Annotated in this window: 16 protein-coding genes; 12 read left to right on the plus strand and 4 right to left on the minus strand. The window is 67.8% G+C overall.

What is annotated here, in order from left to right; all coding sequences use genetic code 11:
• Window positions 1-678 carry a hypothetical protein gene (locus ACFK0J_RS31975; RefSeq protein WP_378733441.1) on the minus strand — a complete coding sequence of 226 codons (678 nt, stop codon included), beginning with the start codon at window positions 676-678 and terminating at the stop codon, window positions 1-3.
• 298 nt (window positions 679-976) lie between these two features.
• Here ACFK0J_RS31975 and ACFK0J_RS31980 point away from each other — a divergent pair, with 298 nt between their 5' ends.
• From ACFK0J_RS31980 to ACFK0J_RS32015, 8 genes are read left to right on the plus strand one after another with little or no spacing between them, the layout of a single operon-like run.
• A complete protein-coding gene (locus ACFK0J_RS31980) occupies window positions 977-1,852 on the plus strand; it encodes a TauD/TfdA dioxygenase family protein (RefSeq protein ID WP_378733442.1) in 876 nt (291 codons plus the stop codon).
• Window positions 1,849-2,388: an FcoT family thioesterase gene (locus tag ACFK0J_RS31985; protein ID WP_378733443.1), complete on the plus strand. Its 540-nt coding sequence runs from the start codon at window positions 1,849-1,851 to the stop codon at window positions 2,386-2,388. Before ACFK0J_RS31980 ends, ACFK0J_RS31985 begins: the two co-directional genes overlap by 4 nt.
• Complete coding sequence (locus ACFK0J_RS31990) at window positions 2,385-3,923, plus strand: long-chain-fatty-acid--CoA ligase (RefSeq protein WP_378733444.1); 1,539 nt, start codon at window positions 2,385-2,387, stop codon at window positions 3,921-3,923. Before ACFK0J_RS31985 ends, ACFK0J_RS31990 begins: the two co-directional genes overlap by 4 nt.
• The gene (locus ACFK0J_RS31995; protein WP_378733445.1) at window positions 3,924-4,160 is read left to right on the plus strand and encodes a phosphopantetheine-binding protein; all 237 of its coding nucleotides are present in this window, start codon (window positions 3,924-3,926) and stop codon (window positions 4,158-4,160) included.
• Complete coding sequence (locus tag ACFK0J_RS32000) at window positions 4,157-8,578, plus strand: amino acid adenylation domain-containing protein (RefSeq protein WP_378733446.1); 4,422 nt, start codon at window positions 4,157-4,159, stop codon at window positions 8,576-8,578. Before ACFK0J_RS31995 ends, ACFK0J_RS32000 begins: the two co-directional genes overlap by 4 nt.
• Complete coding sequence (locus tag ACFK0J_RS32005; RefSeq protein WP_378733447.1) at window positions 8,572-9,621, plus strand: ABC transporter substrate-binding protein; 1,050 nt, start codon at window positions 8,572-8,574, stop codon at window positions 9,619-9,621. Before ACFK0J_RS32000 ends, ACFK0J_RS32005 begins: the two co-directional genes overlap by 7 nt.
• Window positions 9,618-10,664 carry a FecCD family ABC transporter permease gene (locus ACFK0J_RS32010; protein WP_378733448.1) on the plus strand — a complete coding sequence of 349 codons (1,047 nt, stop codon included), beginning with the start codon at window positions 9,618-9,620 and terminating at the stop codon, window positions 10,662-10,664. Before ACFK0J_RS32005 ends, ACFK0J_RS32010 begins: the two co-directional genes overlap by 4 nt.
• A complete protein-coding gene (locus tag ACFK0J_RS32015; protein ID WP_378733449.1) occupies window positions 10,661-11,452 on the plus strand; it encodes an ABC transporter ATP-binding protein in 792 nt (263 codons plus the stop codon). The genes ACFK0J_RS32010 and ACFK0J_RS32015 overlap by 4 nt, the downstream gene beginning before the upstream one ends.
• 11 nt (window positions 11,453-11,463) lie before the next feature.
• Here the strand turns inward: ACFK0J_RS32015 and sigC are convergent, their stop codons facing one another.
• Entirely contained in the window at window positions 11,464-12,030 is a 567-nt protein-coding gene (gene sigC, locus ACFK0J_RS32020; RefSeq protein WP_378733450.1) for an RNA polymerase sigma factor SigC, read from the minus strand.
• A 124-nt stretch (window positions 12,031-12,154) separates the two neighbouring features.
• Between sigC and ACFK0J_RS32025 the strand changes: the two genes are divergently transcribed.
• Together ACFK0J_RS32025 and ACFK0J_RS32030 are read left to right on the plus strand one after the other, a co-directional pair.
• Window positions 12,155-12,916 carry a zf-HC2 domain-containing protein gene (locus ACFK0J_RS32025; RefSeq protein ID WP_378733451.1) on the plus strand — a complete coding sequence of 254 codons (762 nt, stop codon included), beginning with the start codon at window positions 12,155-12,157 and terminating at the stop codon, window positions 12,914-12,916.
• Window positions 12,917-12,929: 13 nt separating this feature from the next.
• Window positions 12,930-15,203: a heavy metal translocating P-type ATPase gene (locus ACFK0J_RS32030; RefSeq protein WP_378733452.1), complete on the plus strand. Its 2,274-nt coding sequence runs from the start codon at window positions 12,930-12,932 to the stop codon at window positions 15,201-15,203.
• 17 nt (window positions 15,204-15,220) lie between these two features.
• On the opposite strand, the gene ACFK0J_RS32035 is transcribed toward ACFK0J_RS32030, so the two are convergent.
• Window positions 15,221-17,194, minus strand: a complete 1,974-nt coding sequence (locus ACFK0J_RS32035) for a cytochrome c oxidase assembly protein (RefSeq protein ID WP_378733453.1) — start codon at window positions 17,192-17,194, stop codon at window positions 15,221-15,223.
• Window positions 17,195-17,319: 125 nt separating this feature from the next.
• The gene (locus ACFK0J_RS32040; protein WP_218471092.1) at window positions 17,320-18,150 is read right to left on the minus strand and encodes a mycofactocin-coupled SDR family oxidoreductase; all 831 of its coding nucleotides are present in this window, start codon (window positions 18,148-18,150) and stop codon (window positions 17,320-17,322) included.
• A gap of 204 nt (window positions 18,151-18,354) precedes the next feature.
• Here ACFK0J_RS32040 and ACFK0J_RS32045 point away from each other — a divergent pair, with 204 nt between their 5' ends.
• Together ACFK0J_RS32045 and ctaD are read left to right on the plus strand one after the other, a co-directional pair.
• Window positions 18,355-18,588, plus strand: coding sequence for a hypothetical protein (locus ACFK0J_RS32045; RefSeq protein WP_378733454.1), 234 nt, complete (start codon window positions 18,355-18,357; stop codon window positions 18,586-18,588).
• 437 nt (window positions 18,589-19,025) lie between these two features.
• Entirely contained in the window at window positions 19,026-20,753 is a 1,728-nt protein-coding gene (ctaD, locus tag ACFK0J_RS32050) for a cytochrome c oxidase subunit I (protein ID WP_378743182.1), read from the plus strand.
• Window positions 20,754-20,793: the final 40 nt, after the last annotated feature.

The raw sequence follows: 20,793 nt of genomic DNA on the forward strand, positions 1-20,793 counted from the left end.
CTAGCTCGCGGCTTGTCTGCCCAGCGCGTCCGCGAACAGCAGTCCGCCGATGACCGCGGCGGGGACGCCGAGCGCGATGGTGCCGATGATCGCGCCGATCGGTGCGGCGGCGGCACCGGTCACCAGGCAACCGCCGAGGAAGCCGGGGACGGCGAGGACACCGACGGTCGGAACGGCCGCTGCCGCGCCGACCACAGCGCCGCCCGCCAGACAGCCGATGCCCGCGCCGATGGTCGTGCCGATCAGCGTGCCGAGGGCAACGCCGAGGCCGGAGATGGTGGCGAAGTTCATCACGGCGGTGTTGAAATCGGTGGATTGCGGGTCGATGGCGATATCGCGCAACCCGGCCGGTGCCGGGTGGGCGGCAGCGGGGTCGGTGCTCGGGGTCAGGGTGGCGGTATTGCCGACGATCGTCGCTGTGATGGGCCACACTTTGTTGTCGCGTTGATAGCTGAGCGGCATCGAGACGAGCGCGCGCCCCGCGCGGTCGTTGACGAGGAACTGCCCGTCGCCCGCGGTCAGCGTGCCCGCGTCGGTGGTGAGCACCACTGACTTGTCGACCACGCCTGCGGTGTAGTGGATTTCGGGCGCAGGGACGTCGGCATGCGACGTGCCGGCCGAACCGACGAGGGCGGCAACAGTGCATGCCGCCAGCGTCACGAATGCTGTTCTGCTCATGGGGATTCCCTCATCTGCTCGCCTCGACACAGCCGGGCGCGCGGTCGCCGGTGCGCGCACAGCCCACCGTTGAGTACGAAAGTTCTTGCGGAGAAGCACTATTGGCGAGACAGCCGAGACTGATCGGGTCGCCGTGCGGAGCGGTACTCGGTACCGCGGAAGGACGCTAGCCGCACCGGGGCCGGCCGTGCAACCACTCCCCGCCGAGTGTCGGCCAGCTCACAGCGACCACCGAGACGCGCGCAAATCAGTCGAAATTCCCGGGAACTACCGGGCGTAGTTGACCGACTAAGTGGTCATGCAGCGAACAGCCATGCGGATCAGCCCGCAGGGAGATTTCGGTGTGGTGGTCGAGGACTTCGATCCCGCATCGCGCGACGACATCCGTGCGATCAAGCGCGCCGTGTACCGGGAGCGGATCGCGGTGATCAAGGGCATCGACCTCGACCCGCACCAATTTGTCGCGCTGGCACGTGGTTTCGGCGAGCCGGTGCGGTATTACGAGCCGATTTATCACCACCCGGAGGTGCCCGAAGTCTTCGTGTCGTCCAATGTCGACACCGGCGAGCAGCGGGTCGGCGTGCCCAAGACCGGGAAGTTCTGGCATTCGGACTACCAGTTCATGCCGCGCCCGTTCGACCTGACCTTCACCCACACCCAGGTGGTCCCGAGCCACAGCCGAGGCACCTACTTCATCGATCTCGCCGCCGCCTACCACCGGCTCAGCCCTGAGCTGCGGCAATCGGTCGCGGACACGGTCGCGACGCATAGCGTCCGCCGTTATTTCAAGATCCGGCCGAGCGATGTCTACCGGCCCGTCTCGGAGCTGCTGGCCGAGATCGACCGCAAGACGCCGCCGGTGACCATGCCGACCGTCCACCCGCACCCGCACACCGGCGAACCCGTCGTCTACGTCAGCGAGGGCCTCACCACCTCCATCACCACGGCCGACGGCACCGATCGACCCGACCTGCTGCACGAATTACTCACCGCCACCGGGCAACTCGACGACACCTTCGAGCATCCGGCGATCCGTCTGCAGACCTTCGAACGCGGCGATCTGCTCATCTGGGACAACCGCAGCCTGGTGCACCGGGCGCTGCACAACTCGACCTGCGAACCCGCGGTCTCGCATCGGGTCACCGTGTATGACGACGAAGGTGTCCCGGCGTGAACGACGCTGTCTTTCCGAACGATCCGGAGCTGCTGTCGGAGGTGCTGCGCTGCTACCAACCGCACTGCCGCTACCTGCGCGAGCTCGCGGTCGATGCGCGCGGCGAGCAAGTCACTGCCGCCGGAACATTCGAGATTCCGGAGTCCTGCTATATCGACGCGACGGGTCATCTCAATTCGGTCGAGGTGAATATCTGCTACAACCAGATGCTGTACCAGACCATCGCGGTGCTGGTGCGCCATCGCGTCGGTCCGCTGTTCGGCGACTGGACCATGGCCGACTACTGGCGGCGCCAGCTGCCCGACATCCTGATCACCCGGCTGGACAGCGAATTCCGACGGCCGATCGATCCGCGACGGTTCTTCGGCGAGTTCAGGCTCGACGGTAGCCAGGAACGCACGAGCAAGCTCGACGGTGCGCCGTTCACCTCGTTGGACACCTCGTTCCGGTGTTGGGACGACGCAGGCGGGCTGTGCGCGGGCACCGTCCGTTTGGCGATCGTGAACGCGGCGAAACCGCTGGGGGCGGTGCGATGACAGCGCGCACCGTGACCTCAGTCCTGGCGCGGCACGCGCGGAATCGGCCGGGCACCCTCGCAATCGCCTGTGCCGGAGTAGGACTCGACTACGCGCGGTTGCGCGCCGACAGCATCCGGCTCGCCCGCGCCCTGCGTGCCGCCGGTATCACCGAGGGCAGCCGGGTGGCGTACCTGGGCAAGGAATCCGTCCACTACTACAGTCTGTTCTTCGCGTGCGCGCGGATCGGCGCGGTGCTGGTGCCCATCAACTTCCGGCTCACCGCGCCGGAAGTCGAACACATCATCCGTGATTCGGGCAGCGCACTGGTACTCGTCGAGGCCGACACCGCCGACATCGCGCACTCGGCCGCGCCGGAGGTGCGCGCGGTCCGGCTGGACGGCGACGAATTCGCCGGTTGGCTGGCCGATGTCGCCGAGCCGGAACCCGGCGAACGACCGGCGCGGCCCGACCACGCGGTGATCCAGCTGTACACCAGCGGCACCACCGGACTACCCAAAGGTGTTGTGCTGGCCCAACGCAGCTTCTTCGCCATCGCGGACGCGCTCGACGAGGCCGGGCTCGACTGGCTCGCCTTCCGCGACGGTGACCGCAATCTCGTCGGCATCCCGGGCTTTCATGTCGGCGGAATTTGGTGGGCCATGCAGGGTTTCATGGCAGGCGTCACCAATGTGGCGATGCCCCGGTTCGACAGCAGTACCGCGGTGGCGCTCATCGAGGAAGCCCGGATCACCACCATGTGTGTCGTCCCGTCGATGCTGCGGCTGATCCTCGGCGAACCGCGCGTCACGCCCGAGGCGGTCCGCTCGGTACGCAAGGTCGTCTATGGCGGGTCACCCATCTCCGAGACGCTGCTGCGGGAAGCGCTGGAGCTCTTCGGCGCCGAGTTCGCGCAGATCTACGGACTGACCGAAACCGGCAACACCGCGATCTGCCTCCCTCCCGCGGAGCACGTGGCAGGGAATCCGCGGCTGGCGGCGGCGGGCCGTCCGTATCCCGGTGTGTCCGTGCGGATCATCGATGCGTCCGGCGCGCCGCGCGCGCCCGGCGAGGTGGGTGAGATCTGCCTGCGCTCACCGGCCGCCATGCTCGGCTACTGGAATCTGCCGGAGGCCACGGCCGAAACACTCGTCGATGGGTGGGTGCACACCGGGGACGCCGGATATGTCGATGCCGATGGCTACCTGTACATCCGGGACCGACTGAAGGACATGATCATCGTGGGCGGTGAGAACATCTATCCCGCCGAGATCGAGAACACTCTCGCCCGACACCCTGCCGTGGCGGATTCGGCGGTGATCGGGGTCCCCGACGATGTGCTCGGCGAGTCGGTGCACGCGTTCGTCGCGTGCCGACCGGGTGAGCGCGTCCGGGTGCGTGAGCTGATGACGTTCTGCCGGGAGCATTTGGCGTGGTTCAAGATTCCGGTGCGATTCGAGTTCGTCGACCGCATTCCGCGCAATCCGAGCGGCAAGATCCTGCGCTGGCAGCTGCGGGACCGGTTCTGGGCCGAACGGGAAAGACAGGTCAACTGAATGGAACCACTCAGCTACGACAGCGTGCGCGCCGATATCGCCGACGCGCTCTACCTGGAACCCGACGAACTGAGCGACACCGACGACCTGTTCGCCGCCGGACTGGATTCGGTGCGATTGATCGGCCTGATCGAGCGGTGGAAGTCGCGCGGTGCCGCCCCGGCTTTCGCGGATCTGGCCGAGCACCCCACCCTGACCGCGTGGTGGTCGCTGCTCGCGCCGCGGTCCACGCCGTGAGTTCGGGAGTCGCGCGGCCGTTGACGGCCGCGCAGCTGGGTGTCTGGCTCGGTCAGCAGCTCGATCCCGCTGCCTCGGTCTTCAATATTGCCGAGTACGTCGATATTTCGGGTCCCGTGGTGCTGGATCTGCTGGTGGACGCGATCCGGACGGCGATCGATGAGGCTGCGGCGCTGCATGTTCGGTTCATCGAGGACGGCCCGTGCCAGGTCGCGCAGTCGCCGGATTGGGCGGTTCAAGTGGTCGATGTCTCGGCCGAACCCGATCCGCTGCGCGCCGCACTGGAGCTGATGGAGCGGGACGTCGCGCAGCCGGTCGAGCTGACCGGTGACGTCCTGTTCGCGCACATCGTTTTCCGGCTCGGTACGCATCGAACGCTCTGGTATCACCGGGTGCACCACATCCTGCTCGACGGCTACGGCATGGCGCTGATCGCGCGCCGCGTCGCCGAGCTGTACACCGCGCGTGCGGCCGGAACAGCGCCGCCGCCTTGCGCTTTCGGATCCTGGGACGCCGTGGTGGCGGCCGATGTCGCGTACGCCGATTCCGCCGACCTCGACCACGACCGCGCGTTCTGGCTCGACTATCTCCGCGACCGCCCTGCTCCGGTGACTTTGTCCGGTGCGGGGCCGCGCGCGACAGCGGTTGCGGGCCGGGCGCTTCGGGAGTTCACCACGCTCGATACCGAGACCGTCGCGCTGTTGCGCGGCGTCGCGGCGACCGCGCGCGCGAATTGGACCGATGTGCTCACCGCCGCGGTCGCCGCCTACGTGCACCGGATGACCGGTGCCACCGAGGTGTGTCTCGCGCTGCCGGTCATGCTGCGCACCGGCACGCCCGCACTGCGCGTGCCGTGCATGACGCTCAACGGTATCGCGCTCTGGACCGAATTCGCGGACGCTCCGACACTGGCCGACCTCACCGGCCGGGTCGCGCGCCAGCTGGTGCGCAGCCGCCGCCATCAGCGCTACCGCAGCGAGCAGGTGCGGCGCGACCTCGGCTTGGTCGGCAGCGACCGCAGCATGTACGGCCCATCCGTCAACATCATGCTGTTCGATTACGACCTGCGCTTCGGTGATTGCGCCAGCACGGTTCGCAATGTCACCGCGGGCGTGATCGATGACCTGGTCTTCAATCTTTACGACCGGATGGACGGCGTTGCCCCCACGTTGTATCTCGACGGGCACCCGAGCGCCTATACGGCGGACGAGCTGGCCGCCCACCTCCGGCGTTTCACGACGTTCCTCCGTCGCGTTCTGGACGAACCGGGTCGGTCGCTCGAGGCGATCGACCTGTGCCTACCTGGTGAACGAGAGTGGTTACGCGCCAACAGCCGTGGCAACGACCGCCACTGGCCGGACGGCACGGTGCACGACTTGCTCGCCGCCCGGATTGCCCGCACGCCAACAGCCACCGCACTCGTCGCCGCCGACCTGGATGATGCGCGATACGCCCTCACCTACACCGAACTTGCCGCACGAACAAGGATATTCAGTTCGGAATTGAAAACCACCGGTACGCATAGCGGTGACGCAGTTGCGGTGCTACTCCCCCGAACCAGCGACGCGATCGCCGCGCTGTTTGCCGTACTTGCCTGCGGCGCCACCTATATCCCGCTCGATCCCGGGCAGCCTGCCGCACGGTTGGCGCTGCTATTGGCGGGTGTCGCGGGGCACGCCGAGGCGCGGCCACTCAGCGCCATCATCACCACGACCGAGCTGGCTCCACTGATCCCCACTCCGCTGCGCGATCGTGCCCTCGTGATTGATCAACTCCCCGCTACCGCAACAGAATCCGCCCAGGATGATAATTTGCCGACCGTCCGGCTGCACCCCGAGCATCCGGCCTGGGTGATCCACACCTCGGGCACCACCGGAACACCCAAGGCCGTGGCGATTTCGCATCGTTCGGTGCTGAACCTGTACCACCACCATCGTGAGCACCTGATCGAGCCCGCGGTGGCGGCGCGGGGAGGCGGCCGGATGCGGGCGGCACTGACTGCCTCGATGACGTTCGATACGGCATGGGAGGGGTTGCTCTGGTTGCTGGCCGGACATGAGCTGCATTTCATCGATGACGAGCTGCGCCGTGACCCCGAGCGGTTGGTGCGGTACATCAAGGAACAACGCATCGACTTTCTCGATGTCACACCGACTTTCGCACGTGAGCTGCTGACCGCCGGGTTGCTTTCCGGGGCACATCGACCGGCGGTGATCGCACTCGGCGGCGAAGCGGTCGATCCGGCGCTCTGGACAACCCTGCGTGCTGAGCCGGGTGTCACGGTCTACAACCTTTACGGCCCAACGGAATGCACCGTCGACGCCACCTGGACCGTCCTCGCCACGCAGTCCGCGCCATCCATCGGGGTCCCTCTCACCAATGGTCGCTGCCACGTGCTGGATCGAGCCCTCCAGCCGGTACCGCCGGGGGTGGTCGGCGAGCTGTACATCGGCGGAATGCCCGTCGGGCAGGGGTATCTGGGCGAGTCGGCGGCCACCGCGGCGCGGTTCGTGGCCGACCCGTTCGAGACAAACGGCGGCCGCCTCTATCGCACCGGCGATCTGGCGCGGTGGCATCGGGATGGTCACCTCGAGTACCTGGGCCGCGGGGACAGTCAGATGTCGTTGCGCGGCTATCGGATCGAGGTCGGCGAGGTGGAATCCGCACTCGCCGCACATCCGCGGGTAGACGCGGCCGCGGTGCGCATCCATGCGGAGGTCCTTGTCGCCTACGTGGTGCCCACCCCCGGTGCGGCTGAGCCCGCGGCCGGAGCGCTGCGCAGGCATATGGCCGGTCGGCTGCCCGACTACATGGTGCCGTCGGTGTACGTGTCCTTGGATCGTCTGCCGCACACCATGAACGGAAAATTGGACCGGGCCGCGCTGCCCGCGCCGCCGGACGCGAAATTCACCGCTCGACCCGCTCGTACTCCGGCCGAACACACGCTCGTCCGATTGTTCGCGGCGGCACTCGACGTCGAGTCGGTCGGTATCGATGACGACTTCTTCGCGCTCGGTGGGCATTCGCTGCGCGCGGCGCGGGTGCTGAACGGGGTCCGGGCGGCCTTCGGTGTGCGCTGGGATCTGCGGGCCATGTTCGACACACCGACCGTTGCCGGGCTCGCCGAACGTCTTGCCTCTGGCCGTGCGAGCGACGAATTGCCCTGGACGGCAGCAGATCTCAAGTCAGATGCGCAGCTCGATGCCACCATCCGCGCGATCGGCGACCCACCGGCTGAGCCGCGAACAGTGTTGCTCACCGGCGCCACCGGATTCCTCGGTGCGTTCCTGCTTGCCGCACTATTCGAACGCACCGACCTGCACGTCTACTGCCTGATCCGGGCGGACAACGACGTCGCGGCACACCAGCGTCTGCACTCCGCCTTCACCCGTTACCGGCTCGACAGAACCACTACCGGTAACCGCATCCCGCCCGCCGAAGCGCTCGAGTTCCGGGCTACCGCTATCGCGGGGGACCTCGCCCTCCCCCGGCTCGGCCTGCCACCGCAGCGCTACCAAGAGCTGGCCGACACCGTCGACGCCATCGTGCACAACGGCGCCCGCGTTCACCACTTCGAGCCGTACTCACGACTGCGTCCGGCGAATGTCGAAGGCACCGAACGCATTCTGCGGCTCGCTACCACCGGCAGGCAAAAGCCGGTGCACTTCGTGTCCTCCGTCGACACCGCCTTAGCCGTCGACGGCAATCCGCCGATCCTCGGCGAAGACCGGCGGGTGGCCGCGACGTCGTTGCCGCGCAACGGTTACGTCGCGAGCAAGTGGGTGGCGGAGGGCCTGGTCTATGCCGCCGGTGACCGCGGCGTACCGGTCACGGTGTACCGCCCCGGCCGGATCGGCGGGCACTCGTCGACCGGAGCCTCCGGCCCCGATGACGCGTTCTGGAGCCTGGTTCGCGCAATGGTCCTCCTGGCAGCCGTTCCCGACGAGATCTACGACGCGGGCACCATCGACATGGTCCCGGTGGATTGGGTTGCCGCCGCTATCACGCATCTTGTCGTCCACCGGCCCACGGCTCGAACCTTCCACCTGACCAGCGCACGCCCGCTGGCGTTCGCCACGATCGTCGACGAACTGCGAGGGCGGGGCTACTCCATCGCGGCCATCCCTTCCGCGATCTGGCAGGCCCGATTGGCGGCCATGGCGGACCAGGCTTCGGCACATGGCGACCACTCATTGGCCATCGCCCGCGCACATACCGCCCACCTGACACCTGGGCCCACCGTCACTCACGGACGGGACAACACCCGCGCCGCACTCCTCGATTCGGCTGTCCCACAGCCGGATTCCGCCACCGCACGGATAGCCGGGATCGACTACCTGATCGAGACCCGGTTCCTTCCGCCGCCCCCGGCCGTCCCGGTCGGCGCGGCACACCCATCGAAGAGGCACCCATGCTGACGAAACGCGCGATGCTGCTGGCACTCGCGGCAGCCACCCTTGCCGTCACCGGCTGCACCACCTCGGTACCCGAACCGACGGACACCAGGCCCGCCGCAGCGACCGACGGGGTCACCGAATATCCGGTGACCCTGGAGAATTGCGGCAAGACCTACACCTTCACCGAAGCGCCGAAGCGAGTCGTCGTGATGAACGGTGGCTCCGTCGGCGAGATTTCCGCACTCGTCGCACTCGGTGTCGCCGACCGCGTAGTGGCCAACGCGCAGTCCTATGGCGCCTCCGACGTGCCAGGACGCGCCGCCGCGATCGATGCGCTCCCGACCGGCGGGTTCACGCCGAACAGCCTGCAGGACATCCCGCGCGAAGCGATGCTGAACCAGCGACCCGACTTCGTGATCTCCACCCATGGCGGTGGCTTCGCCGCCGACCAGGGCTTCGCCACCCGCGACGAGCTGACCGCCGCGGGCGCCAATACCTATGCGCCCCGGTTCAACTGCGGTATGACCGGTGCCGTCACCGGCACCCCGACGATCGAGGACAGCTACACACTGCTGCGCGATCTCGGCACCATCTTCGACGTCCGAGGCCGAGCGGACCGCCTCATCGCCGAGTCACAACGCGCCATCGCCGAGACGGCGGCGCGGGTGGCCGGGCAACCGAAGAAGAACGTGCTGCTGGTCTTCCCCGGCATGGGGATGGGCGACTCGTCGGACTTCTCCGCGATCGCGGCGGGCGGCATCTGGAACGACGTCATCGACAAGGCGGGCGGGGTGAACCCGTTCAACCGGGACGACGGCACCACCTTCGTGACGATCAGCAAGGAACAGCTCGCGGTGACGCCGGTCGACGGGCTCGTGGTGGTCAACTACCGAAGTCCCGACATCGACGCGGTGGCCGAGCGGATCCTCGCGCAGTTCCCGCAGTGGAACGCCACGAAGACCGACAACTATGCGGTGCTGTCGGATTCGATCTATCTCGGCCCGAGTAACGACGTCGCGGTGGCGCGCCTCGCGAAACTGGTGCACCCAGAGCAGTTCCGGTGACCCGCACCAGCACCCGGCCACCGCTGGCGACGACGCCGCTGCCGATCGCGCTCGCTGTGTCGGCGGCGGTGCTGCTCGCCGTGATGCTGCTGTCCATCGCCGCCGGTTCGGTCACCGTGTCGGTCACCGACACCGGCCGGGTGATCCTGGCCCATCTGTCCGGCAAGACACCGGATGTCGGGTTCACGGTCGACCAGATCGTCTGGAACTATCGGCTGCCCAGAGTGATCCTGGCCGCGCTGTGCGGCTGCGGTCTCGCCGTGGCAGGCGTGATTCTGCAAGCGCTGGTGAACAATCCGCTGGCCGACCCGTATGTGCTCGGACTGTCGTCCGGTGCGTCGCTCGGCGCGGTGACCGTGATCGTCACCGCCGGTGGCGTACTCGGCGGCGTCGGGGTGTCCACCGCCGCCTTCTGCGGCGCGATCGCGACGACCGCGGTGGTGTTCCTGCTCGGGCAGCAACGCGGCACCCTGGTGCCGACCCGGTTGGTCCTCGCCGGTGTCGCGGTGGGCTATCTGCTGCTGGCTGCCACGAACTACCTTCAGCTGCGCGCCACCCCGAATGAGCTACGGGCGGTGCTGTTCTGGACGATGGGCAGTGTCGCCGGGGCCAGTTGGGACCGGCTCGGTCCGGTCACCGTGGTGGTGCTGCTGACCGTCGCGGTGGTGCTCGCCTTCGGCAGACGGCTCAATGTGCTCGGTACCGGTGACGAACAGGCCGCCGCCCTGGGTGTCGATGTGCGCGCACTCCGGATCATCCTGCTGATCTCGGCCTCGCTGCTCACCGGCGTGCTGATCGCCGCCGCCGGTGGCATCGGGTTCGTCGGCTTGATGATCCCGCATCTGGTCCGGCTCGCCTTCGGCCTGGATCATCGGCGGGTGCTGCCGCTGTCCGCCGTGCTCGGCGCTGCCTATCTCGTTGCGGTAGACCTGCTTTCGCGCACCGTCGACGCACCCAACGAGTTGCCGCTCGGCATCTTCACCGCCGCGTTCGGTGCGCCGTTCTTCCTCTGGCTGCTGCGTCGCAACGGTGGGCTGACATGAGTGTGTCCTCGGCCGAATTGTCGGTTACCGGAGTGTGTGTCACGTTCGGTGACGCTTCGGTGCTGCACCAGGTGAGCCTCGATGCACCGCCCGGCACCGTCGTCGGCATCGTCGGCCCCAACGGCAGCGGCAAGACCACCCTGCTGCGCACGATCTACCGGTCACTACCACCGGACAGCGGCGTCATCGCGGTCGACGGTGCCGACATCACCGGGCTGTCGATCCGGGCCGCGGCCCGCACGACCGCGGCTGTGCTCCAGAACGGTTCCGGCTCACCAGAACTCACGGTCGCCGAAGTGGTCGGCCTGGGCCGGAACCCGCACCACGCGCTGTTCAGCCGGGACACCGCGGCCGACCGTGCCGCCGTCGCCGACGCCATGGCACGGACCGGCAGCACCGCCTACGCCGAGCGCTCCATCGGCTCGCTGTCCGGTGGCGAGCGCCAACGCGTGTTGCTCGCCCGGGCCCTCGCGCAGCAGCCGCGCCTGCTCGTGCTCGACGAACTGACCAATCATCTCGACGTCCGAGCCCGCTTCGAACTGCTCGACCTGATCCGCTCGACCGGCGTCACCACCCTCGCGGTACTGCACGAACTCGACCTCGCCGTGCGCTGCTGCGACCGGCTGGTCGTCCTCGACCACGGCAGTGTCGTCGCGGCGGGCGGCGTGCTCGACGTGATGACACCGGAACTGCTGCGCACGGTGTTCGGCGTGCAGGCCACCGCGACGAAGCACGACGACGGCATCATCCGATTGCATTACGCCGCGAACCCTTTGGCGGAACTGTGAGAGCGCCGCGGTCACCCGTGGGCGGTGCGCCGACCGCCGAACCGGGTGGCGGCGACGAGATCCTCGCGGGCCCGCGCCACCCGCGAGCGCACCGTGCCGACCGGGCAGCCGCACACCGCCGCCGCTTCGGCATAGGACAGGCCGAGCACCTGGGTGAGCACCAGCGCCTCCCGGCGCTCCGGCGCGAGGTCGTCCAGCAGCAGGTTGAGCTCGACGATCTCGGTCAGCCCGTTCCGCCGTGGCACCTGCCGATCGGCCGCCGCGGCCCAGTCGACGCCGTAGGCGATCTTCGGCCGGGCCACCGCCATCCGCACCTGATCGACCACGACGCGACGCGCGATGGACAGCAGCCAGGTGCGCGCGCTGGCGCGGCCCTCGAAGCGCTTGATACTGCCGAGCGCGCGCAGGTAGGTCTCCTGGGTCAGGTCGTCGGCCCGGCCGACCTCGGTCAGATGGGCGAGCAGCCGCCACACATCCTTCTGGGTGGCCCGGATGAAACCTTCCAGTGCCCGCCGGTCGCCACGCGCCGCGGCCAGTGCCAGGCGGGTCGTCTCGTCATCCTCGGCGGGCGTCGGCATGGTGTCGACAATAACCGCCGCCCGGGCCACGCCCGGACCGGCCTGGCGGAGGTAATCCGCGTCACCACGGCGGGTCCGGTGAACGTTGCCACCAAAGCCGACCCCTGGGAACTTCGGGGTCCGGATGGACGACAATCTGGACGTGGAGTGCAAAGTGTGCCGGACGGCGCTGTCGGCCCGGATCGACGGCGAGCGCGAAACCGTTCCCGCGGCGCGGGTGGACGAGCACCTGGAGCAGTGCGCCGAATGCTGCTCCTGGTACGTCGCCGCCGTGGAGACCTCGAAGCGGTTGCGCGGCGCTTCGTCGTACGCACCGGACCTGACCGATGCCATCTTCGCCGCCGCCGACCTGGAGCGGCCGCAGCCGTCGCGGCGGGCCCGGTTGCGCACCACGCTGCCCAGCTCCCGCACCGCCTGGACCCGCATCGCGCTGGGTGTGCTCGGCGTGCTGCAGTGCGCACTGGCCCTGGCCCAGCTGGCCGGGCTCGACTTCGGCATGAGTCATCACCACGCCGCCGAGATGACCCGCCACCTGCTCAACGAGAGCACCGCGTGGAGTCTGGCCATCGGCGTCGGGTTCATCTATTGCGCGCTGCGGCCGTATGCCGCCGCGGGTGTGCTGCCGGTGCTCGGGGTACTGGTCGCCGCGTTGACCGCGTTCGTGGTGTCCGATCTGTACTCCGGTGTGGTGCCGATGTCGCGGGTGCTGTCGCACAGCGTGCTGGTCGTCGCCCTGGTGCTGGTCGTGGTCGTGCACCGGACCCGCCGCCCGGAGACCTCGCCGCCGACCAGCGACCGTGTCCCCACCGATCTGGTGCTGCCGCCGGGTGCTCAGCTCGGCAGGCGCACCGGTCACCTTCGCTCGACCCAAGATCCCGCCGCGTGATGAACGGAATTTCATGACCATCGAGCTCGACCCGATCACTCGAACCGATCCGAGCACCGAGCCAACCCGTATTTCCCTGGCTGTCACCGGGATGAGTTGCGCGGCCTGCTCGACCCGGGTGGAACGCAAGCTCAACAAGGTCGAGGGCGTCACCGCCTCGGTCAACTACGCCACCGGCATCGCCACCATCGACGCGGTCGGCGACATCACCGCCGAGCAGCTGTGCGCCGAGGTCGACGCCACCGGCTTCGGTGCCTCGCCGATCACCGACCGCACCGAGACGATCGGCTCGGCGCCCGAGGATGCCGAGGTCAGAGATCTGCTGCGCAGGCTGGTCGTCGCGTTGATGGCGTTCTTCCCGCTGGCCGACCTGTCGGTGATGTTCGCCACCATCCCCGCCACCCGGATCACCGGCTGGCAGCTGATCCTCACCGTGCTGGCGCTACCCGTCGTGCTCTGGTCGGCGGCGCCGTTCCACCGCAAGGCCTTCGCCAATGCGCGGGCCGGCGCGGCGAGCATGGACACCCTGGTCTCGGTCGGCGTGCTCACCGCGACGCTGTGGTCGCTGGACACGATGTTCTTGCACCCCAACCGATCCGGGCCCGCGCCGGACGGCGTCTGGGCGGCGATCTGGGCCAGCGACGCGATCTACCTCGAGGTGGCCGCTGGCGTCACCGCATTCGTGTTGGCCGGACGGTATTTCGAGGCGAAGGCCAAGCGTTCGGCGGGCAGTGCGTTGCGCGCGCTGGCCGCGCTCGGCGCCCGCGAGGTCACCGTGCTGACCCGCGACGATCGCGAAATGCGGGTCCCCGTCGGCGAACTCGTCGAGGGGCAGCGCTTCGTGGTGCGGCCGGGCGAGACCATCGCCACCGACGGCCTCGTGGTAGCAGGCGAATCCAGTGTCGACGCCAGCGCGATGACCGGTGAATCTCTCCCGGTCGACGTGACGATCGGCATGGCGGTGATCGGCGGCACCACGGCGCTCACCGGGCGGCTGATCGTGGAAGCCGCTGCGGTGGGGGCGGATACGAAGCTGTCCGGGATGATCCGGCTGGTCGAGCAGGCGCAGACCGGCAAGGCGCGCGTGCAGCGGATCGCCGACCGAGTGTCGTCGGTGTTCGTGCCGTTCGTGTTCCTGATCACCGCCGTGACGTTCGTGACCTGGCTGCTCACCGGCGCGGGCGCCGACCGGGCGGCGGCGGCCGCGCTGGCGGTGCTGGTCGTGGCCTGCCCGTGCGCGCTGGGCCTGGCCATTCCCACCGCGCTGATGGTCGCGTCGGGACGTGGTGCGCAGCTGGGCATTTTCATCAAGGGCCACCAGGCGCTGGAAGCCACCCGGGACGTGGACACCGTGGTGCTGGACAAGACCGGGACCGTCACCAATGGCGCGATGAGTGTGGTCGCGGTGATCGAGCACGAGCCGTTCAGCGTGGCGGCGGTGCTGCGGCTGGCCGGTGCGGTGGAGGCGGCGTCCGAACACGCGGTCGCCGTGGCGATCACCCGGCACGCCCGCGAAACGGTCGGCGAACTGCCGGAAGCCGATTCCTTCGAAGCACTACCGGGATTGGGCGCTCGGGGCATGGTGGACGGTCAGCGTGTGCTGGTGGGGCGTGCCCGGCTGTTCGACGATCAGGGCGTCGTCATCCCGCAGGAAATGAATCGCGCTGTGCGGCAGCAGGAACGAGCCGGCCGCACCGTCGTGCTCGTCGCCGTGGACGGTGCGGTCGTCGCGGTCGTCGCGGTGGCCGACACCGTGAAGGAGACCGCCGCCGCCGCGATCACCCGGCTGCACCGGCTCGGACTGCGGGTCATGATGTTCACCGGGGACAACCCCTACGCCGCGCAGTCGGTGGCCGACGAGATCGGCATCGATGAGGTTGTCGCCGAACTGCTTCCGGAGGGCAAGGTCGAGCTGATCGCGCGCATGCAGGAGCAGGGCCGCCGCGTGGTGATGGTCGGCGACGGCATCAACGACGGCGCGGCGCTGGCCACCGCCGATCTCGGCATGGCGATCGGCGCGGGCACCGACGTCGCGATCGCCGCCGCCGACGTCATCCTGGTGCGCGAGGATCTGGGCGCGGTCGCCGACGCCATCGAGCTGGCACACGCCACGCTGCGCACCATCAAGGGCAACCTGGTGTGGGCGTTCGGCTACAACGTGATCGCCATTCCCGTTGCCGCCCTCGGCTTCCTGAACCCGCTGATCGCCGGGGCCGCCATGGCCTTCTCGTCCTTCTTCGTGGTCTCCAACAGCCTGCGCCTGCGCCGGGTCCGCTTCAACCGCTGACCCACCCGAAGGTGGCCTCAGCGCCGCGACTGGGCCAGTTGCTCCAGCATGGCGTTGTAGGCGGCCAGGTCGGAGTCGGTGTACTCGTCGTCCTTGCGGTCGGTGCGGACGGCGGTGCGCCGGTCCTGCGCTACCCACTGGGTCAGTAGCGCACCGACCACCAGCAGGATCGGGATTTCGCCGGAGACCCAAGCGATTCCGCCGCCGACCCGTTGATCGGCAAGGAGGTCGATGTTCCACGGCAGCTGCAGGTTGGTGTAGAAGCGTGACCCGATGACGGTGTTCATCGACATCACCGCGACGCCGAAGAAGGCGTGAAAAGGCATGACCGCGAACAACATACCGAGCCTGCCCAGATGCGGCAGCCGGCGCGGGCCGGGGTCGATGCCGATGATGCCCCAGTAGTACAGGTAGCCGACGATCAGGAAGTGCACGTTCATCAGCACGTGCCCCCAGTGGTATCGGATCAGGCTCTCGAACAACGGCGTGAAATACAGCCCGTAGAGCGAGATCACGAACAACGACAGCGCGGTCGCGGGATGCGCGATCACCGCGGTCGGGCGGGAATGCAGGATCGCGAGGACCCATTCGCGCACCCCGGGCACCTGGCCGCGCTTGGCCGCCGGAACGGCGCGCAACAGCAGGGTCACCGGTGCGCCGAGCACCAGCAGCACCGGCACGAACATGTTCAGGGCCATGTGCGTGATCATGTGCATGCTGAACATGGCGAATCCGTAGGTGCCGATGCCCGAGGAGGTCGCGATCAGCAGCGCCACGCAGCCGCCGACCCACGAGGTGGTGCGCCACCGCGACCAGTCGTCCCCGCGCCGCCACAACCGCAGCACGCCGAGCGCGTACAGCACGATCCCGGCCAGCGCGGCGGTACCGAGCACGATGTCGAAGCGCCACAACGTCATCAGCCGCAGTACGTTCGGCCGATCGAACAGATCGAACCCGAGGAACACCTCCTGCGCGGTGAACGATCGATCGGCGAAGGCCGGGGCCGGTTGCACCGCCATGGCCACCGTCGCGCCGAGTGCCACCGCGGAAAGCGCTCCGCTACCGGCGATCAGGAAGGCCGTCCGAGTGCTGGGGGCGCGGTGGGCAAGTACGGCGCGCATGGTGAGCCCGAGGTCGGCGCCGACAGCGACGACCACCAGCGCCAACCGCCCGTAGCCGGTGGTCAGCACGTCCGACCAGGGCAGCAGAATCACCCAGAGCACCAGCCCGCTCAGGCTGGCCGCGGCCAGGCACAGCAGCGCGATCGTCGCGCCGCGACGGACCGCGGTGCGCGGGTGTGATCCGTTGCGGCGCAGGTGCTCCGCGACGCACCACAGCACACCGGGCAGCACCGACACCGCCAGCTGGAAGATGATCATCGCGCCGGTGCCGTAATCGTGATCGGGCCCCTCGCCCGCATTGCCGACCAGCGCGGGCGGCAGCACGGCGATCGCGGCCACCAGCATCAGCACCATCGCGCCGTTCCAGGACAACAGTATTCGGGCGCCGAGGGTCACCACCGCGGCCAGTACGGCGACCACGATCCACGCCTTCGGTTTCTCGCTGGCGTCGATCAGCGGTCCGAGCGCACCGAGCCGGAAGAGCCCGGAGACCGTCAGCCCACCCACGTTCGCGGCGGTCACCACGATGAGCGCCAGCGCCGACAGCACCCACACCACACCGGCCCGCTCGGCGAGCCGCAGCCCGGCGTACCCGTCGACGTCGAGGCGGCCGTGGCCGGTGACCGCGGTACAGCACACCGCGTAGACCAGGGCGCCGAGCGCAGTCGCGCCTGCCAAGGCGGCAACAACACGCAGCAGTACGTACCCGAGTACATCGGCCAACCCGGGATACGCGGTTCCGGCGGCCCGATAGGGCGCATCGCCCGCCTCGACCACGGAGCCGACGACGAGCGCGAGCAGAACCGCCGCCGCGACAAGCCAGACGAGATGGACTGTCGAGCGTTTCACCGGCACGTTGACGTCCACCATCCTCGAGAACGAAAGTCCTTGCACCTGAAACAGGTCTCGCTGACCGGTCGGCTCCGGCGTCCGGAAAGTTCCGACGCCAGCGCGACTGGGATGCAGGTCACATTTCGTCCGCCGATGGCGGGCGTTCAGATGGTATTGCCGCTGATCCCGCCGGAAATCGGCAATGCCTCACCGTTGAAGTGCCGCCCCTGCTCGGACACCAGCAGCAACACCAGGTCGGCGACCTCGGCGGGCGCGATCAGGTCGGAATTCGGCGGGCCGGACGCGAACATCTCCATCACGTCCTCGCGGGTGGGATTCTCCTTGTCCGGCAGCATCATCCGATACATCGCCGGGTTCTGGATCATGTCGGTGTCCACGCCGCCGGGCAGCACGGCGTTGACGGTGATGCCGTAGTCGACCACTTCCAGCGACAGCGACTTGACGAGTCCGATCACACCCCACTTCGCGGCCGCGTAGTGCCCGGCATTGCGCACGCCCATCCGGGCCACGATCGAGGAGGTGGCGACGATGCGACCCCAGCGGCGTTCGATCATGTGTGGCACCACCGCACGGAAGCTGTGGAAGACGCCGCTGAGGTTTATGTCGATCATGGTCTGCCACAGCTCGTCGCCCATCTCGGCGATCGGCGAGTTCGAGGCGATGCCCGCATTGGCGATCAGGATGTCGATGTGACCGAAGTCATCGATCGCCCGCTGGGCGACCGCGTTCATCTCCATTTGACTTCGTACATCGGCCTTGAGCGGGACGCAGCGGCGGCCGGTCTCCTCGACCAGTTTGGCGGTTTCGGCCAGGTCGGACTCCGAACTCAGCGGATATGGCACGCCTGCGATGGGCTCCGCGATATCGCACACCACGATGTCCGCGCCCGCCGTCGCCAACGCCAGCGCGTGTGCGCGCCCCTGGCCGCGGGCGCCGCCGGTGATCACCGCTACCTTGTCATCGAGTTTCCCCATGTCGGGCACCTCACAGATCGGTATTCTTTCGGCCGAACCCATCGTTCCACGCCGTCATGGCGGATGGGTACGAAACGTTCCGGGTCGGCACAGCGACGAAGTGGTTGCGGTGTGCGTCGCAGCAGCAGGTAGTAGTCGACCTCGCCACCTCCACATCGCTGAGGCGCGCGGCCCAGCGCGCCCACAAGGGTCCCAGGGGGCCAGATGACCGATTGTGAGTACTTCGCCGTGGATCTCGACCAGCTCGTCCGACCTTTCGACACCGCACCGACCGACTACGACGCGACCGTGGCCCGCGCGATCGCCAGCCCGCTGCTGCGCAGGCTGCTGCACACCGCCGTCGGCCTCTCGCACGATTCCATCGACCTGCTGTCCACCATGAGCGATCGGCTACGCGCCGTCGAGGGCATCGTCATCCGCGACCCGCTGGACAGCTGAGGACGAGTCCGGCGGTCCGGCTCGCCGCGGGCAGCCGGAGAGCGGCGATATCTGTTGACAGCCGCGCAGATCGACGAGCCCGCGGCGCACCGGGGTGCCGGTGAGCCGCGGGGTCGATTGCCGCGCGACGAGAATTGGGGATTCGCAGCGCGCCGGTTCAGGCTGCCAGATGTCCCTCATACCTATGGTCTATCAATCCGGCACATCTGAGATCGACTTGTTTACCAGCAGAAGGCCAGCGAGAGAAGCCAATTCACGGCCTGAAGCAAATCTTCGGCAAAGTCGATCAATGAGTGGCGTGAGACAGCGGTCACATGGTTTGGTTGATGCAGGCCGGTCGCGCCGGCCGTAGGTGAACCTCGGTTCGGGAGGTGGCAGCGGCAGTGAGTGTGACGCAGACCGGAGAACTGCAGGCGGTTCGCCCGTATCCAAGGCGGATGGGGCCGAAGGGTTCCTACATCTGGAAGATGCTCACGACCACCGATCCGAAGGTGCTCGGGGTCATGTATCTGGTCACGGCGATGTCGTTCTTCTTCATCGGCGGCCTGATGGCGCTGCTGATGCGCGGCGAGCTGGCGCGGCCGGGCATGCAGTTCCTCTCACCGGAACAGTTCAACCAGCTGTTCACCATGCACGGCACGATCATGCTGCTGTTCTACGCCACTCCGATCGTGTTCGGCTTCGCAAACGCGGTGCTGCCCTTGCAGATCGGGGCGCCGGACGTCGCGTTTCCACGGCTCAACGCGTTCAGCTACTGGCTGTTCCTGTTCGGCGCCACCATCGCGACCTCGGGCTTTCTCACCCCCGGCGGCCCCGCCGATTTCGGCTGGACCGGTTACACGCCGCTGAGCAACTTCCAGCACGCGCCGGGGGTCGGCGGGGATCTGTGGATCATGGGGCTGATCCTGTCCGGCCTCGGCACCATTCTCGGCGGCGTCAACATGATCACCACGATCATCTGCCTGCGCGCGCCCGGCATGATCATGTTCCGGATGCCGATCTTCACCTGGAACATCCTGATCACCAGCATCCTTGTGCTGCTTGCCTTCCCGATCCTCACCGCGGCGTTGTTCGCGCTGGCGATCGACCGGCATCTCGGCGGGCACATCTACGACCCGGCGAACGGCGGCGTGCTGCTGTGGCAGCACCTGTTCTGGTTCTTCGGACACCCCGAGGTGTACATCGTGGCGCTGCCGTTCTTCGGCATCGTCACCGAGATATTCCCGGTGTTCAGCCGCAAGCCGCTGTTCGGGTACACGGCGCTGGTGTACGCGACGATCGCGATCGGCGCACTGTCGGTGGCCGTCTGGGCGCATCACATGTATGCGACGGGAGCCGTTCTGCTGCCGTTCTTTTCGCTGATGACCTTCCTGATCGCCGTGCCGACCGGGGTGAAGTTCTTCAATTGGATCTTCACCATGTGGCGCGGACAGTTGACGTTCGAATCGCCGATGCTGTTCTCGCTCGGCTTCCTGACCACCTTCTTGTTCGGTGGGCTCTCGGGTGTCATCCTGGCCAGCCCGCCGCTGGACTTCCACGTCACCGACTCGTACTTCGTTGTCGCGCACTTCCACTACGTGCTGTTCGGGACCATCGTGTTCGCCACCTTCGCGGGCATCTACTTCTGGTTCCCCAAGATGACCGGTCGGATGATGGACGAACGCCTGGCGAAGTGGCATTTCTGGACCACGTTCGTGGGGTTCCACATCACGTTCCTTGTCCAGCACTGGGTGGGTGCCGAGGGCATGCCGCGGCGCTACGCCGACTACCTGCCGATGGACGGGTTCACCGTGCTGAACACCATCTCGACCATCGGCGCGTTCATCCTCGGCGCCTCGATGCTGCCGTTCATCTGGAACGTCTTCAAAAGCTATCGCTACGGTGAAGTGGTCACGGTGGACGATCCGTGGGGCTACGGCAACTCCCTGGAATGGGCGACGACCTGCCCGCCGCCGCGGCACAACTTCTACGAACTGCCGCGCATCCGGTCCGAGCGTCCGGCGTTCGAGCTGCACTACCCGCACATGGTCGAGCGGATGCGCACCGAGGCGAACGTCGGCTGGGGCTCCGGTCACCGCACCGCCATGCTCGTCGAGGATCGCGCCGTCAAACGCGAGAGCGGTCCTTCACTGGAGAAGGGCTCCGGTCCCGAGACCTCGGAATAGTTGTTGCCGAACTGGCAAAGAAGTTTGCCGTTTACGACCT

The organism is Nocardia brasiliensis (assembly GCF_042691675.1).
Taxonomy (GTDB): Bacteria; Actinomycetota; Actinomycetes; order Mycobacteriales; family Mycobacteriaceae; genus Nocardia; species Nocardia brasiliensis_D.